The sequence below is a fragment of the Dactylosporangium sp. NPDC049140 genome (assembly GCF_040648435.1).
In genome coordinates this window covers 45883-59851 of record NZ_JBEZDS010000038.1, presented here as the reverse complement: position 1 = coordinate 59851, position 13969 = coordinate 45883, and the positions used below count along the sequence as shown (strand labels likewise).

14 protein-coding genes are annotated in these 13969 nt (G+C 72.5%); 6 read left to right on the top strand and 8 right to left on the bottom strand.

Annotation, left to right across the window (positions count from 1 at the left end):
• Positions 1–12: 12 nt before the first annotated feature.
• From AB0B76_RS41535 to AB0B76_RS41520, 4 genes are all read right to left on the bottom strand, one after another.
• Positions 13–1239, bottom strand: a complete 1227-nt coding sequence (locus AB0B76_RS41535) for a DUF1501 domain-containing protein (protein WP_360386081.1) — start codon at positions 1237–1239, stop codon at positions 13–15.
• 11 nt (positions 1240–1250) lie between these two features.
• The gene (locus AB0B76_RS41530; protein ID WP_360386079.1) at positions 1251–2507 is read right to left on the bottom strand and encodes a DUF1800 domain-containing protein; all 1257 of its coding nucleotides are present in this window, start codon (positions 2505–2507) and stop codon (positions 1251–1253) included.
• Between the two features lie 82 nt (positions 2508–2589).
• Positions 2590–3378: an enoyl-CoA hydratase-related protein gene (locus AB0B76_RS41525; protein ID WP_360386077.1), complete on the bottom strand. Its 789-nt coding sequence runs from the start codon at positions 3376–3378 to the stop codon at positions 2590–2592.
• Between the two features lie 15 nt (positions 3379–3393).
• A complete protein-coding gene (locus AB0B76_RS41520) occupies positions 3394–4197 on the bottom strand; it encodes a PaaX family transcriptional regulator C-terminal domain-containing protein (protein WP_360386075.1) in 804 nt (267 codons plus the stop codon).
• A 224-nt stretch (positions 4198–4421) separates the two neighbouring features.
• On the opposite strand from AB0B76_RS41520, the gene AB0B76_RS41515 reads away from it, so the two are divergent.
• Both AB0B76_RS41515 and AB0B76_RS41510 read left to right on the top strand, forming a co-directional pair.
• Positions 4422–4589, top strand: a complete 168-nt coding sequence (locus tag AB0B76_RS41515; protein ID WP_081971220.1) for a DUF3117 domain-containing protein — start codon at positions 4422–4424, stop codon at positions 4587–4589.
• Between the two features lie 172 nt (positions 4590–4761).
• Complete coding sequence (locus AB0B76_RS41510) at positions 4762–6159, top strand: leucyl aminopeptidase family protein (RefSeq protein ID WP_360386275.1); 1398 nt, start codon at positions 4762–4764, stop codon at positions 6157–6159.
• A 39-nt stretch (positions 6160–6198) separates the two neighbouring features.
• Here AB0B76_RS41510 and AB0B76_RS41505 read toward each other — a convergent pair whose 3' ends face one another.
• From AB0B76_RS41505 to AB0B76_RS41495, 3 genes are all read right to left on the bottom strand, one after another.
• The gene (locus AB0B76_RS41505; protein WP_360386072.1) at positions 6199–7227 is read right to left on the bottom strand and encodes a 2-oxoacid:ferredoxin oxidoreductase subunit beta; all 1029 of its coding nucleotides are present in this window, start codon (positions 7225–7227) and stop codon (positions 6199–6201) included.
• A complete protein-coding gene (locus AB0B76_RS41500) occupies positions 7220–9067 on the bottom strand; it encodes a 2-oxoacid:acceptor oxidoreductase subunit alpha (RefSeq protein ID WP_360386070.1) in 1848 nt (615 codons plus the stop codon). The genes AB0B76_RS41505 and AB0B76_RS41500 overlap by 8 nt, the downstream gene beginning before the upstream one ends.
• A 188-nt stretch (positions 9068–9255) precedes the next feature.
• Complete coding sequence (locus AB0B76_RS41495) at positions 9256–10701, bottom strand: hypothetical protein (RefSeq protein ID WP_360386066.1); 1446 nt, start codon at positions 10699–10701, stop codon at positions 9256–9258.
• A gap of 145 nt (positions 10702–10846) precedes the next feature.
• Here AB0B76_RS41495 and ndhC point away from each other — a divergent pair, with 145 nt between their 5' ends.
• The gene (ndhC, locus tag AB0B76_RS41490; protein ID WP_360386064.1) at positions 10847–11236 is read left to right on the top strand and encodes an NADH-quinone oxidoreductase subunit A; all 390 of its coding nucleotides are present in this window, start codon (positions 10847–10849) and stop codon (positions 11234–11236) included.
• 13 nt (positions 11237–11249) lie between these two features.
• On the opposite strand, the gene folP is transcribed toward ndhC, so the two are convergent.
• On the bottom strand, positions 11250–12110 hold the full coding sequence (folP, locus tag AB0B76_RS41485; RefSeq protein ID WP_360386062.1) for a dihydropteroate synthase: 861 nt from the start codon (positions 12108–12110) through the stop codon (positions 11250–11252).
• A 76-nt stretch (positions 12111–12186) separates the two neighbouring features.
• Between folP and AB0B76_RS41480 the strand changes: the two genes are divergently transcribed.
• From AB0B76_RS41480 to AB0B76_RS41470, 3 genes are read left to right on the top strand one after another with little or no spacing between them, the layout of a single operon-like run.
• A complete protein-coding gene (locus tag AB0B76_RS41480) occupies positions 12187–12696 on the top strand; it encodes a DivIVA domain-containing protein (RefSeq protein ID WP_360386060.1) in 510 nt (169 codons plus the stop codon).
• 16 nt (positions 12697–12712) lie between these two features.
• Positions 12713–13207 carry an SRPBCC family protein gene (locus AB0B76_RS41475; RefSeq protein ID WP_360386058.1) on the top strand — a complete coding sequence of 165 codons (495 nt, stop codon included), beginning with the start codon at positions 12713–12715 and terminating at the stop codon, positions 13205–13207.
• A 10-nt stretch (positions 13208–13217) separates the two neighbouring features.
• The gene (locus AB0B76_RS41470) at positions 13218–13790 is read left to right on the top strand and encodes a DNA-3-methyladenine glycosylase I (protein ID WP_360386056.1); all 573 of its coding nucleotides are present in this window, start codon (positions 13218–13220) and stop codon (positions 13788–13790) included.
• Positions 13791–13969: the final 179 nt, after the last annotated feature.

The window sequence follows — 13969 nt, the reverse complement described above, 5'->3', positions numbered from 1 at the left end:
GCCCGTCGCGGGTCAGAGAATGCCCTCGAGCCGGTCCTGGTAGCCGAGGATCTGCCCCGGGTCGGCGGCGAGCACGTCGTGCAGCAGGGTCGCGTAGACCTTGCGGAAGTCGGTCGTGAACTTCAGGTCGCCGTTGTCGAGGTCGGCGAGGCCGGGCTGCTCGCCGTAGAGGCCGCCGCGCACCGGGCTGCCGAGGATGAACATGTTCGAGGCGGTGCCGTGGTCGGTGCCGTCGGAGCCGTTGGCGGCCACGCGGCGGCCGAACTCGGAGTAGACGGCGATGACGACCTTGCGGCCGGCCTCGGTCTTGGCCATCCGGTCGGCGAACGTGGTGAGCGCGGAGTCCAGGAGCTTGAGCAGGATCTCCTGGGAGTTGCGCTCCTCCGCGTGCAGGTCGAAGCCGCCGAGGGAGACGGAGAAGACGCGGGTGGCCACGTTCGCCTCGACGCAGCGGGCCACGAGGTCGAGCTGGGTCTTGAGGTCGGAGCGGCCGCCGGTCGCGGTGCCGGAGGAGGTGGACGTGTCCTCGTCGCCGTCGTGGTCGTCGACGCTGTGGATCAGGGCGTCCACCTCGACCAGGTCGGCGAAGGCGCGGGCGGCGCGGGCCTGCAGCGGCGGCTCGCCGTCGGAGGACCGGCCGAACGCGGTGAGCACCTCGGGCTTGACGCCGTTGGGCAGCGCCAGGCCGGTGACGGGCACGGCGGCCCCGGCGGTCGTCGCGCCGGCCAGCAGCGGCGGGAGCACGGGCTCGAAGGAGACCGCGTGGCGCGGGTCGCCGCCGAACGCGTCCAGCCAGCGGCCCAGCCAGCCGGTGTTGCCGGGCCGGTCGGGCTGGGCGGTCTGCCAGATGTCCATGGACCGGAAGTGGCTGTGGTCGGGCTTGGGGTAGCCGACGCCGCGGACGATGGCGAGCTTCTTCGCGTCGAACATGCGCTTGAGGCCGGCGAGGCCGGGGTTGAGGCCCAGCGTGTCGTCGAGCTTCAGCACCTCCTCCGGCCGGTAGGCGAGCTGGTGGCGGGCGGGGGCGTAGGCCGGGTCGGCGTACGGGATGACGTTGGCCAGGCCGTCGTTGCCGCCGTAGAGGGTGACGAGCACGAGCGTCCGGGCGTCGCCGGGGCGGTCGTCCCAGGTGGCGGTGTCGAAGACGTCGCGCAGCGTCCAGGCGCCCCCGGCGGCCAGGGCCGCGCCGCCGGCCACGCCGCTGGCGATCAGGAACTTCCTACGGGTCAGGGCGTCCATGTCGCCTCCTCTCAGTTGATGGCGTACTCGGGGCTGGCCAGGCCCAGGGTCAGCAGGCGGCGGGCGTCGTTCGCGGCCGGGGTCAGCGCGGCCAGCGTGCGGTCGGTGAACTTGTCGACCACCAGGAGCCGGGCCAGGGCGGCCGGTCGCTGCGCCGCGGGCGCGGCGGTCAGGCGGTCCAGCACCGGCTGCGGGGCCCGCGCGGCCAGGCTCTGGGCCAGCTTGATGCGGGCCTGCGTCGCCGAGGTCGTGAGCCAGGCCGCGCCGGCGGGCCAGCCGCCCACGCTCGGCGGGCGCAGCGGGACCTGGCCCAGCTGGGTCAGGCCGCCGAGCAGCTGCTTGCGCTGGGCGTCGGTGAGCTCGCCGGGGCGCAGCTGGAGCTGGCGCAGCGCCCCGACCAGCCACTCCACCGGCTGCTTGACCAGCTCGGCGTGGCCGTCGGCGGCCAGCACCTCGCGCAGCATCGCGGCGGTCGTCGGCTGGGACCGGACGCGGGCGAGGACGTCGCCGGGGATGGCCGCGTCGCTGGCGTAGCGCAGCCAGAGCCGCCGCGCGATGAACTCGGGGCAGGCCGGCTCGGCCAGCAGGAGGTCCGCGAACCCGTCGGCGTCGTAGTTGCCGGTCCGGCCGAGGATGGTCTTGGACCCGCCGTCGTGGCGCTTGACGTTGAGCGTCGCCGTGCCGGCCTTCTGGTCCACGACCCAGCCGGTCAGCGCCCGCGCGCCGGCCCGCACGTCCGGCTCGGTGTAGTGGCCCACGCCCAGCGTGAAGAGCTCCATGAGCTCGCGGGCGAGGTTCTCGTTCGGGGCCTTCTCGGTGTTCTTCTGCCCGTCCAGCCAGATGATGAGCGCGGGGTCGCGCAGCATCGCGTGCACCTGGGTGGCGAAGCCGCCCAGCGCCGTGCGGAACAGGGTCTGCTGCTGGCCGAGCATCAGCGGGCCGGACTTGACCTTGTCGGCGGACGTGGCCCAGTGCCCGTGCCAGAAGAAGGTCAGCTTCTCGTGCACCTGGTGCTCGGCCTGCACCATCCGGTCCAGCCACCAGGCGCCGACGGTCCGGATCTGCTCGGCGCGGTCGGACTTCTCGTTGATGACCGGGCCGAGCTTCGGCATCGGGGTCCGGGCCGCGCCCGCGTCGGGCTCGGCCGGGGCGAACAGGGCGTCCAGGGTCGCCGCCGGGCCCTTGGCCTCGGCGGCGTCGACCTCCTCCGCGGTCGGCCCGAACGTCGCCCGGCGCAGCAGATGTGCAACCTTTTCACGGTCGGCCATGGACCCCAGGCTATGGCCTGTTTGTACGAGACACGTCAGGCGCGGTTCAGCCTTGCTTGAAGAAGGCCGCCTGAAGAAGGGTTCAGCGGCCCTCGTAGACCGGCTTCTGCTTGGCGACGAAGGCGGCCGTGGCGTTGCGGTGGTCCGCGGTGTGGCCGCAGGCGGTCTGGGCCTGCGCCTCCACGGCCAGGGCGTCGGCCAGCGAGCCCGCGCCGCCGGCGGCCAGTTCCCGCTTGATCTGGCCGTACGCGACGGTCGGGCCGGCGGCGAGGCGGTCGGCCAGTTCCACGGCCGTCGGCAGCACGTCCTCGTCGGACTCGGCCAGGCGGGTGAGCATCCCCAGGGCGGCGGCGACCTCGGCCTTCACCGGCTCGGCCAGCAGCAGCAGCTCGGTCGCCTTCGCGTGGCCCACGATCCGCGGCAGGCTCCACGAGATGCCGGTGTCGCCGGCCAGGCCGACGTTCGCGAAGGCCATCAGGAACGCGGTCCGCGGTCCGCCGACCCGGAAGTCGGCGAGCAGGGCCAGCGACGCCCCGGCCCCGGCGGCCATACCGTTGACCGCGGCCACGACCGGCTTCGGCATCCCGGCCAGCGTCGTGGCGATCGGGTTGTAGTGCTCGGTGACCGTGGACAGCGACGAGCCGGTGCCGGCGTCGAGGGAGCCGGCGTGCTCGCGCAGGTCCTGGCCTCCGCAGAAGGCGCGGCCGGCGCCGGTGAGGACCACGGCGCGCACCGACTCGTCCGCGGCCACGTCGGCGAGGGCGTCGCGCAGGGCCACCTTCAGCGCGTCGGTCAGCGAGTTGAGGGCGTCGGGACGGTTGAGGGTCAGGATCGCCACACCGGTCTCGGTGCGTTCGACGAGCAGGTCCATTGCGGGCTCCAGGCGTCAGAGGGTCAGGCAGGCGTCCACGAACCGGTCCGCGGCGGGGCGCAGCCGGTGGGCGTGGTGGTCGAAGAAGGCCGCCGCCGCGGTGCCGGCCCAGCGCGGGGGCAGCAGCTGCGGCGGCAGCTGGGGGTCGCGGAAGAGGAACGCGCGCCAGGCGTGGACCAGCGTGAACCGGACCGCGTACGCCTGCTCGTCGGGGGTGGCCGGCCCGACGGAGTGCACCAGCGGCGTGAGGCGCTCGACGAACTCGCCGTAGGCCGCGGCGATCGCGTCGAGGTCCCAGGCCCGGGCCACCAGGTTCACCGCTCCATCGGTACCGCCGGAATGCTCCGCCGTAAAGCGGTCGTAGCGCACACCGGCCTCCGTGAGCAACGCGTCGACGCCCTCGCCCGGGCGCGGCGCGATCCACGTGGCGCCGTCGATCGAGCCGTAGCCGAGGAATCCGAGGTTCGCCACCAGTCTCGCCCGCGCGCCGCGGTGCGCGGGCGCTTCCAGCGTGATGAGATCGAAGCGGCCGGCCCATGCGCCCCCGGGGCCGCCGGGCCGCTGGGTGCGGTAGATGCGGGCGCCGGCGGCGTCGAGGCGGCGTGCCGCCTTGGGGGTGATGCCGTAGCCGGGACCGGTCGGCAAACGTAGGGGGTGCAGCCAGCCCTGCCGGACCATCCGTGACACTGCGGTGCGCACGGCCGGCGCGGCGATGCCGAGGGGAGCGAGCAGGCGCACGAGAGCGGCGACGGCGGCTCGCCCACCGCGCGGGCGGAGATGGTCGCCATAGAGATCAAAGAGGGCGGACCTGGCCTGCATGGCCGCTTATTGTGACAGTTGACCGGCATTTTCCGCCAGGAGTTGTCACAAGGATCGCGCCCCGGTTTGGGTCTTGGGGCCATCATCAGGGAAAATCATCGGTTGGTGCGTGTCTCACGGAGTCCACGGGTCCGGTCGAAGGCCCCGTGAGCAGGCGTGCCGGGCATGCGGGGACGGCTGTGCCACCTGATGTCTGGGTACATCAGGAAGCGAAGGGAGACAACATGGCGGCCATGAAGCCGCGGACAGGCGACGGTCCGCTGGAGGTCACCAAGGAGGGCCGCGGCATCGTCATGCGCGTCCCGCTCGAGGGTGGTGGGCGGCTCGTCGTCGAGATGACCAAGGATGAGGCCAACGAGCTCAGCGAGGCGCTGAAGACGGCCACCGGCTGAGTCTTCCTGCATACGGCTCCGCTTTCGGGTTGACTGGGTTGGAAGGAGCGGCCGGCGTGCGGTCGCTCCCGTCGTTGTGCGCAGGAACTGCGCCGAAAGATGGAGGGTCCCCTTGCTGGACATCAGGTTCGCCACGGGCCGCGGCTCCTCCGGCGCGGTCGCCGTCGTGGTGATGTCCGGCGACCCCGAATCCAGCCTCGACCTGTTGCAGTTCGGTGCGGCCGACCTGGCCGAGTGCGCGGCGTTCCTGCAGGACGTCGAGCACTCCGGGTCGGCCGGCACCGTGCACAAGCTGCCGCGGCCCGGGCGCAGGCCCTCGCCGCTGCTGTTCGTCGGCGTCGGCGACGGCGACGAGGCCGGCTGGCGGGCCGCGGGCGCGGCGCTGGCCCGGTCGGCGCGCTCCGAGACCGCGCTGCGGGTGCTGGTGCCGGCCGACACCGCACCCGCCGCGATCCGCGCCCTCGCCGAGGGGCTGTGGCTGGCGTCGTACCGCTTCCGCATCGCCGAGGCCGACCCCGACCCGCTGCGGCGCGTCACGGTGGCGCTCCCGGCGAGCGACGAGCGCACCGCCGCCCTGGAGCAGGCCCGGGCGGTCGTCACCGCCACGACCCTGGCCCGCGACCTGACCAACATGCCCAGCGACCGCAAGACGCCGGCCTGGTTCGCCAGGCAGGTGGTCAAGGCCGCCGCCGGCGTGCCGGGGCTGACGGTCGAGGTCCGCGAGCCCGGCTACCTGCGCGAGCACGGCTTCAACGCGATCCTGACGGTCGGGCAGGGCGCGGCCGCCGAGCGCGGCCCGCGCCTGGTCGAGCTGTCCTGGCGCCCGCGCGGCGCGCGGCGGCACGTGGTGCTGGTCGGCAAGGGCATCACGTTCGACACCGGCGGGGTGTGCATCAAGCCGCTGGCCGGGATGAAGCTCATGCGCAAGGACATGGGCGGCGCGGCCGCGGTCATCGGCGCGACCCTCGCCGCCGCCGCGATGCGCCTGCCGGTGCGGATCACCGCGCTGGCCCCGCTGGCCGAGAACGCGCTCGGCGCCGACAGCATGCGCCCCGGCGACGTCGTCACGCACTACGGCGGCATCACGTCGGAGATCCTCAACACCGACGCCGAGGGCCGGCTGGTGCTCGGCGACGCGATGGCCTACGCGGTGCGCCGGCTGCGCCCCGACGTGATGATCGACCTGGCCACGCTGACCGGCGCCCAGGGGGTCGCGCTGGGCAAGCGGACCGCCGCGATGTACAGCCACAGCGACACCCTCGCCGGCGACCTCGCGGCCGCGGCCGAGGCGAGCGGCGAGTCGGTGTGGCGGATGCCGCTGAACGAGGACTACGCCGATGAGATCCGCGGCGACCTCACCGACATCATCAACTCGACCGACATCGGCGCGGGTTCGCTGCTGGCCGCGCTCTACCTGCGCGAGTTCACCGGCCCGCTGCGGGACCGCTGGGCGCACTTCGACATGTCCTCGCCCGCGTGGGCCGACTCCGGCGACGGCGAGCTCACCAAGGGCGCCACGGGCTGGGGCGTGCGCACGCTGACCCGCTGGCTGGAGACCACCGCCGCCTGAGTCGCCGGCGGCGGTGGCCCCTTCGCCACAGGATCTTCGCTACAGGATCGTCCAGGTGTCGCCGCTGTTGAGCAGCGCGCCGAGCTCCTCGTCGGGCGTGCCCTTGGCCTTGGCCTGGGCCGTGACGAGCTGGTCGCGGACGACGTCGTCGTACGCGGGCCGATCCACGGAGCGGAATACGCCGATCGGGGTGTTGCGCAGGTCGAGGCCGGGCAGGCGGGACAGCGCGAACGCATACGCCGGCTCGGCCACCGCCTGGTCGTGCACCACGATGTCGTCGGGCGCGACCTCGGCGGTCGGCACCACGGACAGGCCGAAGGCGCCGGGCGGGTGCGTCACCGCCCACTCGCCGTCCTTGCCGAACGTGATCGGCCGGCCGTGCTCGAGCCGGATCAGCCAGTCGTCGCGGGTCGCCGGCTCCTTGAGGGCGTCGAACGCGCCGTCGTTGAAGATGTTGCAGTTCTGGTAGATCTCCACGAACGCCGATCCGCGGTGCTCGGCCGCGGCGCGCAGCACCGACTGCAGGTGCTTGCGGTCGGAGTCGATGGTCCGCGCGACGAAGCTCGCCTCGGCGCCCAGGGCCAGGGAGATCGGGTTGAACGGCGAGTCGGCCGAGCCGGCCGGGGTCGACTTGGTGACCTTGCCGACCTCGGAGGTGGGCGAGTACTGCCCCTTGGTCAGCCCGTAGATCTTGTTGTTGAACAGCAGGATCTTCAGGTTGACGTTGCGGCGCAGCGCGTGGATCAGGTGGTTGCCGCCGATGGACAGCGCGTCGCCGTCACCGGTGACGACCCAGACCGACAGGTCCGGGCGGGACACGGACAGGCCCGACGCGATCGCCGGCGCGCGGCCGTGGATCGAGTGCATGCCGTACGTGTTCATGTAGTACGGGAACCGCGAGGAGCAGCCGATGCCGGAGACGAACACGATCCGCTCGCGCGGGATGTTGAGCTCGGGCATGAACGACTGGACGGCGGCCAGGATCGCGTAGTCCCCGCAGCCGGGGCACCAGCGGACCTCCTGGTCGGACTTGAAGTCCTTCGTGGTCAGCTTCAACGGCTCAGGCATTCTTGACCACTTCCTCGAGCACGCCCTCCAGCTCGGACGCGGTGAACGGCAGGCCGCGGACCTGGTTGTAGGCGATGGCGTCGACCAGGTAGCGCGCGCGGATGACCCCGGCGAGCTGGCCGAGGTTCATCTCCGGGATCACGACCTTGTCGTAGGACTTGAGCACCGCGCCGAGGTTCTTCGGCATGGGCGAGAGGTGGCGCAGGTGCGCCTGGGCCACGGCCAGGCCGCGCTGGCGCAGCGCACGGGCGGCGGCGCCGATCGGACCGTAGGTCGAGCCCCAGCCCAGCACCAGCACGCGGGCGGTGCCGTCCGGGTCCTCGACCTCGACGTCGGGCACCTCGATGCCCTCGATGCGGGCCGCGCGGGTGCGCACCATGAAGTCGTGGTTGGCCGGGTCGTAGGAGATGTCGCCGGTCTTGTCGGCCTTCTCCAGACCGCCGATGCGGTGCTCGAGGCCCGGCGTGCCGGGGACGGCCCACGGGCGGGCGAGCGTCTTCGGGTCGCGCAGGTACGGCAGGAAGGTCTTGCCGTCCTCCCCGTTGGGCGCGGTCGCGAACTCGACCTGCAGGTCGGGCAGCTCGTCGACGTCCGGCAGGCGCCACGGCTCGGAGCCGTTGGCGATGTACCCGTCGGAGAGCAGGATCACCGGGGTCCGGTACGTCAGCGCGATGCGGGCCGCCTCGAGCGCGGTGTTGAAGCAGTCCGCGGGCGAACGGGGCGCGAGCACCGCGACCGGGGCCTCGCCGTGCCGGCCGTACAGGGCCATGTTGAGGTCGGCCTGCTCGGTCTTGGTCGGCAGGCCCGTCGACGGGCCGGCGCGCTGCACGTCGATGATCAGCAGCGGCAGCTCCAGCGCGACGGCCAGGGAGATCGTCTCACCCTTGAGCGCGACGCCGGGGCCGGAGGTGGTGGTCACGCCGAGCGCGCCGCCGTAGGAGGCGCCCAGGGCCACGCCGATCGCCGCGATCTCGTCCTCGGCCTGCACGGTGGTCACGCCGAACTTCTTGTGCTTGCTCAGCTCGTGCAGGATGTCGGAGGCCGGCGTGATCGGGTAGGCGCCCAGGAACACGGGCAGCCGCGACCGTACCCCCGCCGCCACCACGCCCAGGGCGAGCGCCGCGTTGCCGGTGATGTTGCGGTAGTTGCCCGCCATCATGCGTGCGGGCTTGACCTCGTAGCGCACCGCGAAGTTCTCGGTGGTCTCGCCGAAGTTCCAGCCGGCCTTGAAGGCGGCGACGTTCGCCGCGACGAGCTCCGGGCGCGAGGCGAACTTGCGCTCCAGGAACGACAGCGTGGACTCGTGCGGGCGCGAGTACATCCAGGACAGCAGGCCGAGCGCGAACATGTTCTTGGCCCGCTCGGCGTCCTTCTTGGAGATCGCGAACGACTCCAGGGCCTTCACCGTCATCGAGGTGAGGCCGACCGGGGCGACGTTCCAGCCCTCCAGCGAGCCGTCCTCGAGCGGGTTGGCCGCGTAGCCCACCTTGGCGAGGTTGCGGTTGGTGAACTCGTCGGTGTTGACGATGATCGACGCGCCCTTGGGCAGGTCGGCGATGTTCGCCTTCAGAGCCGCCGGGTTCATCGCCACGAGCACGTTCGGCGCGTCGCCGGGCGTGAGGATGTCGAAGTCGGCGAAGTGCACCTGGAAGCTCGACACGCCCGGCAGCGTCCCGGCGGGGGCCCGGATCTCGGCGGGGAAGTTGGGCAGCGTCGAGATGTCGTTGCCGAGCTGCGCGGTCTCGGACGTGAAGCGGTCACCGGTGAGCTGCATGCCGTCGCCGGAATCGCCAGCGAACCTGATGACCACTCGATCCAGCTGGCGGACCTGCTTGGTCACGTGAGCTGACCTCCTGTGGCGGCGGATGGGTTGTCTACACCCTGAGGGTACGTCGGCGGCAACGCCATGCCTTCGTCGCATGTGCCCTCTCGGGCACCGATGCTGCGACTTTGGTCATTGCGCAGGTCGCCGAGGTGTGCGGGGTCCGCGAATACGCGCCAAACAGTCAGTTTCCGGTCAGCCGGGGGTCAGTCGTCGCCCTCGCGGGCGGGCTGTTCGCGGTCCCGGAAGCCGGATCCGGCGGTCGGGCCGTCGGGCAGGCGCGGCAGGGTCAGCGAGCGCGGGATCGGCGAGCGGGTCAACGCCGCCGACGGGCCGGTCGGGCCGCCGCTCTGGGCCGGGACGAGCACCACGTCCTCGACCTCGTCGGCGCCGAGTTCGTCGCCGTCCCTGGCGTCGTCGCGCATGCGCCGGCGCACCGACAGCACGACCAGCCCGACGATGATCGCGACCAGCCCGACCAGGCCGCCGACGATCGGCAGGCTGGACAGCTGCCCGCCGTCGTCGTTCGACTGCCGGCTCAGGCTGAAGTCGGTCTCGAAGGTCCGCTGGGCGGCCGGGGACGGCGGCGCCGAGGTCGGCAGCGGGGCATCCGCGCCGGCCAGCGGGGGCGCGGTGATCTCGTAGTCGTAGCGGGTCTCGACGACGTTCAGCCCGGCCGGCGCGAGGTACCCGTGGACCGCCCCGGTCAGCGGCAGCTCGGCGCGCGCGGCGGCGCTGACCGCCATCCCGAAAACGGCCGAGATCTCCTTGCCGGGCCCGATGTCGCCCAGCTCACAGCGGTCGCGGTCGGCGCCGATGCGCCGGTGTGAGCGGCAGGCGGAGGGGAACGTGACAAGGTCCACACCGGGCGGCGTGACGATCTCGACCGCGCCCGGGGCCCGGGCCGCGCCGGTGTTGCGCAGGCGCACCGCGAGCTGGACCGACTCGTCCTGGGGCGTGGCGGCGGCCGGCAGCTCGGGGGCCGACGTGTTCAGCTCGATGCCCGGCGTGGGCGGCGTGGTGAACGCGAAGGAGATCGGGGCGATCCGCTGATACGGCCCGATCGCGGCGGCGACCTGGCCGAGCCCGATGGTCTTCCAGGCGCCCGCGTCGACGTCGACCTTCACCACGACCTGGCCCAGCCCCTGCTCGGGCAGCGAGCAGCTGAAGCTCAGCGCGGCGGGGGCCACGGCGCAGCCGCCGGTGCCGTACGCCCCGGTGGCCTGGGCCCCGCTCGGCAGCGCGTAGAAGCCGGTGACGGTGTCCTTGCCGATGTTCTCGCCGGTGTTCTTGATCGCGATGACCAGCTCGCCGGAGCCGTCGCCCTGCCAGTACGCGTCGCCGAGCGACACGGTGCTCACGGTCATCTTGAACCGGTGCACGGCCGGCGGCGGGGGCGGTGGGGCGGCGGTCGTCGGCGGGGGCGGGGGCGGGGCCTCGGTGGTGGCCGGGGCCTGGGTGGGCGCATCGGTGGTCGGGTCCGGCGTCGGGGCGTCGGTGGTGGGCGTCTCGACGGGAGCGGTACTGGTCTCGCCCTCGCCCGGCTCCGCGTACGCCGGGGCGGCGAAGAGCAGCGAGCAGACGGTGGCCAGGAGCACGAAGGAGCCGGCCCGTAGCCGCCGTGTGGTTCGGCGGCCCGAGGGTGCTTCCATGAGGGGGTGTCCTTCTGATCTCGTGTCTGGTGGGTCACCGGCCGAACTCTTTTGCAGTCCGGCAAGAAACCTGAGGCACATTATCTAGACAGACTCGCGTTTTCGGCATGTCGGAGATCGTGATGATGCATGTACGGTGCGTGGCATGAGCGGATATCTGGGTGGATATGCGACGCTCGGCCTTCTGCTCCTGGTCGGAGCGTCGGTGTTCGTCGCCGCGTTTACGGCCAACCGGCTGCTGGGTCCGCGCCGTTCGGCCGACCGGGCGGCCGCGACCGGCGCCAAGTACGACACGTACGAGTGCGGGCTGGACCCGGTCGGCGGCGACTGGGCCCAGGCCCAGATCCGCTACTACGTGTACGCCTACCTGTACGCACTGTTCGCGGTGGAGAGCGTGTTCCTCTTCCCGTGGGCGGTCGTGTACGACACGCCCGGCTACGGGGGCGCGGTCGTCGTCGAGATGGCGATCTTCGTGGCCGTGCTGTTCCTCGGCATCCTCTACGCGTGGCGGAAGAACATCCTGCGCTGGACGTAGCCGCCCGGTTGCCTCAGGCCAGGCCCCGCCGCGCCACCGCGGGCTGGCGGTCGCCCCGGATCGCCGCCACCGTGTCGAGCACGCGGCGGGTCTCGCGCACCTGGTGGGCGCGGAACACCCGGGCCCCCAGCCAGGCCGAGACCGCCGTCGCCGCGAGGGTGCCCTCCAGCCGCTCCCCCACCGGCACGTCGAGGGTCTCGCCGATGAAGTCCTTGTTCGACAGCGCCACGAGCACCGGCCAGCCCGTCGCGACCATCTCGCCGAGCCGGTTGGTGATCGCCAGCGAGTGGCGGGTGCTCTTGCCGAAGTCGTGGGCCGGGTCGATGAGGATGCCGTCGCGGCGTACCCCGAGCGCGAGCGCCCGCTCCGCCAGAGCAGTCACCGTCAGTACCACATCAGCCACCGGATCCGCGAAGGCCGTGCGGTGCGGACGGGTCCGCGGGGTGAGGCCACCGGCGTGGGAGCACACGAGGCCCGCCCCCGTCTCGGCGGCGACCTCGGCCAGCGCGGGGTCGGCGCCGGCCCAGGTGTCGTTGATCAGGTCCGCGCCCGCCGCCACGACCTCGCGGGCCACCTCCGCCCGCCAGGTGTCGATCGAGATCACCACCTCGGGGAACATCGCGCGGATCTTCTCGACCGTGGGCAGCGTCCGGCGCAGCTCCTCGGCGGCGTCGACGGTCTCGCCCGGCCCGGCCTTCACCCCGCCGATGTCGACGATGTCCGCGCCCTCGCCGACCGCCGCCTCCACGGCCCGCAGGGCGGCGTCCTCGGCGAAAGTTGCACCGCGGTCGAAGAAGGAGTCCGGAGTCCGGTTGATGATCGCCATCACCGCGTAGTCGCCGTCGGCAAAGCGCCGGGCGCCCAGACGAAACATCGCATGACCTCCGTGTTTCCTACAGATGGGTGTGCCGGGCTCGCCCAGGCGTACTCAGCGTGCCACGATTCCCCCTATGGCTGAGTTCCTCCTGGTGTTGATCGCCGCTGTGGTTGTCGGGGCCATCGGGTTCGGCGTGTCCTTGTTGATCACCGGTGACGACCCCGGAATCGAAGGACATGAACCCGACGGTCGCTCCGTACCGCTGCCGTCGTCCCGCCCGCTGGTCGAGGGTGACGTAAACCAGCTCCGGTTCGACACGGTGGTCCGGGGATACCGGATGAACCAGGTCGACACCGCGCTGCGGCGCGCCGGGTACGACATCGGCTACAAAGAGGAGCTGATCCAGGTCCTCGAGGCCGAGATCAAGGCGCTCCGCGAGGGCCGCCCGGAGGACGCCGACGCGCTGCGCGACGCCCGCCAGGCCGCGGCCGCGGGGGCGGCCGCTTCGGGGGCCGCGCCGACCGTCGCCCCGGTCGAGGACGCCGACGTCATCGAGAGCGGCCCGGCCAAGCCGGCCGACGACGAGTCGTCCGCGTCCGTCAACGACGACTCGTGGGACCGCTCGTCGCCGGTGGTGCAGTGATCTCGCCGGTGGTGCAGTGAGCGACGACTATGCCGAGGCCGCACGGCCCGGGCCCGGCGAGGTCACGGCCACGGTAATCGTGGCCGCCCCCGCCGATCGGGTCTTCGCCGCGCTCGCCGACTGGTCGCGGCAGGGCGAGTGGATCCCGTTCACGAGGGTCCGGGTGCTCTCCGGCGACGGCGGCGAGGGCAGCCAGGTCGAGGCCGTGACGCAGGTCGGGCCCGCGACCGTGCGCGACCTCATGCGCGTCGTGAAGGTCGACCCGCCGTTCGAGATCCGGGTGGTACACCACGGCAAGGTGCTGCGCGGGCCCGGCGTTCTGCGCTGCACCCAGCTGGGCGCGAACCGCACCCAGGTGGTCTGGCACGAGTGGCTGCACCTGCCGGCCGGCAACGCCGGCAAGTTCGCGTGGCCGCTGCTGTGGCCCGGTTCGAAGGCGGGGCTGACCGGGGCGCTGCGCCGGTTCGCCCGGCTGGTGGAGTCCGGGTTTTTTGTCACACCCCCGGAGTAGTTTGCTGGGCATGAGCGACGTGGTGGTGGGAGCGGACGGGCGGGCCCGGTGCGGCTGGGGCGCCTCGACCCCGGACTACCTGGACTATCACGACAACGAGTGGGGCCGGGCGGTCCGCGACGACAACGGGCTGTTCGAGCGCATGTGCCTCGAGGCGTTCCAGTCCGGGCTGTCCTGGATCACCATCCTGCGCAAGCGCCAGTCGTTCCGCACGGCGTTCGCCGGGTTCGAGATCGAGAAGGTCGCCGCGTTCGGGGAGTCCGACGTCGACCGGCTCCTGGCCGACGCGGGGATCGTGCGCAACCGGGCGAAGATCGAGGCGTCGATCGCGAACGCCCGCGCGGCGGCCGAGCTACCCGGCGGGATCGCCGCGCTGCTGTGGTCGTTCGCGCCCGACCCGCGCCCGGCGCGCCCCTCGGACTTCTCCCAGGTGCCGGCCGTGACGGCGGAGTCCAAGGCGATGGCGAAGGACCTCAAGAAGCGCGGGTTCCGCTTCGTCGGGCCGACTACGGCGTATGCGCTGATGCAGGCGACCGGGATGGTGAACGACCACGTCGCCGAGTGTTTCGTGGAGGTGCCGTGAGCGGTCCGGAGCGGAGCGGAGGGGCCGCTCACCATGGGCACAGCTTTGTCGCGCCGTTGCCGGAGCTTGCGGAGGTGACGGCGTGAGCGGTCCGGAGCGGAGCGGAGGGGCCGCTCACCATGGGCACAGCTTTGTCGCGCCGTTGCCGGAGCTTGCGGAGGTGACGGCGTGAGCGGTCC

Excerpts from the sequence above, each read along its gene's own strand:
- AB0B76_RS41535 (WP_360386081.1), bottom strand. The coding sequence starts at position 1,239 with ATGGACGCCCTGACCCGTAGGAAGTTCCTGATCGCCAGCGGCGTGGCC.
- AB0B76_RS41530 (WP_360386079.1), bottom strand. The coding sequence starts at position 2,507 with ATGGCCGACCGTGAAAAGGTTGCACATCTGCTGCGCCGGGCGACGTTC.
- AB0B76_RS41525 (WP_360386077.1), bottom strand. The coding sequence starts at position 3,378 with ATGGACCTGCTCGTCGAACGCACCGAGACCGGTGTGGCGATCCTGACC.
- AB0B76_RS41520 (WP_360386075.1), bottom strand. The coding sequence starts at position 4,197 with ATGCAGGCCAGGTCCGCCCTCTTTGATCTCTATGGCGACCATCTCCGC.
- AB0B76_RS41515 (WP_081971220.1), top strand. The coding sequence starts at position 4,422 with ATGGCGGCCATGAAGCCGCGGACAGGCGACGGTCCGCTGGAGGTCACC.
- AB0B76_RS41510 (WP_360386275.1), top strand. The coding sequence starts at position 4,762 with ATGTCCGGCGACCCCGAATCCAGCCTCGACCTGTTGCAGTTCGGTGCG.
- AB0B76_RS41505 (WP_360386072.1), bottom strand. The coding sequence starts at position 7,227 with ATGCCTGAGCCGTTGAAGCTGACCACGAAGGACTTCAAGTCCGACCAG.
- AB0B76_RS41495 (WP_360386066.1), bottom strand. The coding sequence starts at position 10,701 with ATGGAAGCACCCTCGGGCCGCCGAACCACACGGCGGCTACGGGCCGGC.
- ndhC (WP_360386064.1), top strand. The coding sequence starts at position 10,847 with ATGAGCGGATATCTGGGTGGATATGCGACGCTCGGCCTTCTGCTCCTG.
- folP (WP_360386062.1), bottom strand. The coding sequence starts at position 12,110 with ATGTTTCGTCTGGGCGCCCGGCGCTTTGCCGACGGCGACTACGCGGTG.
- AB0B76_RS41480 (WP_360386060.1), top strand. The coding sequence starts at position 12,187 with ATGGCTGAGTTCCTCCTGGTGTTGATCGCCGCTGTGGTTGTCGGGGCC.
- AB0B76_RS41470 (WP_360386056.1), top strand. The coding sequence starts at position 13,218 with ATGAGCGACGTGGTGGTGGGAGCGGACGGGCGGGCCCGGTGCGGCTGG.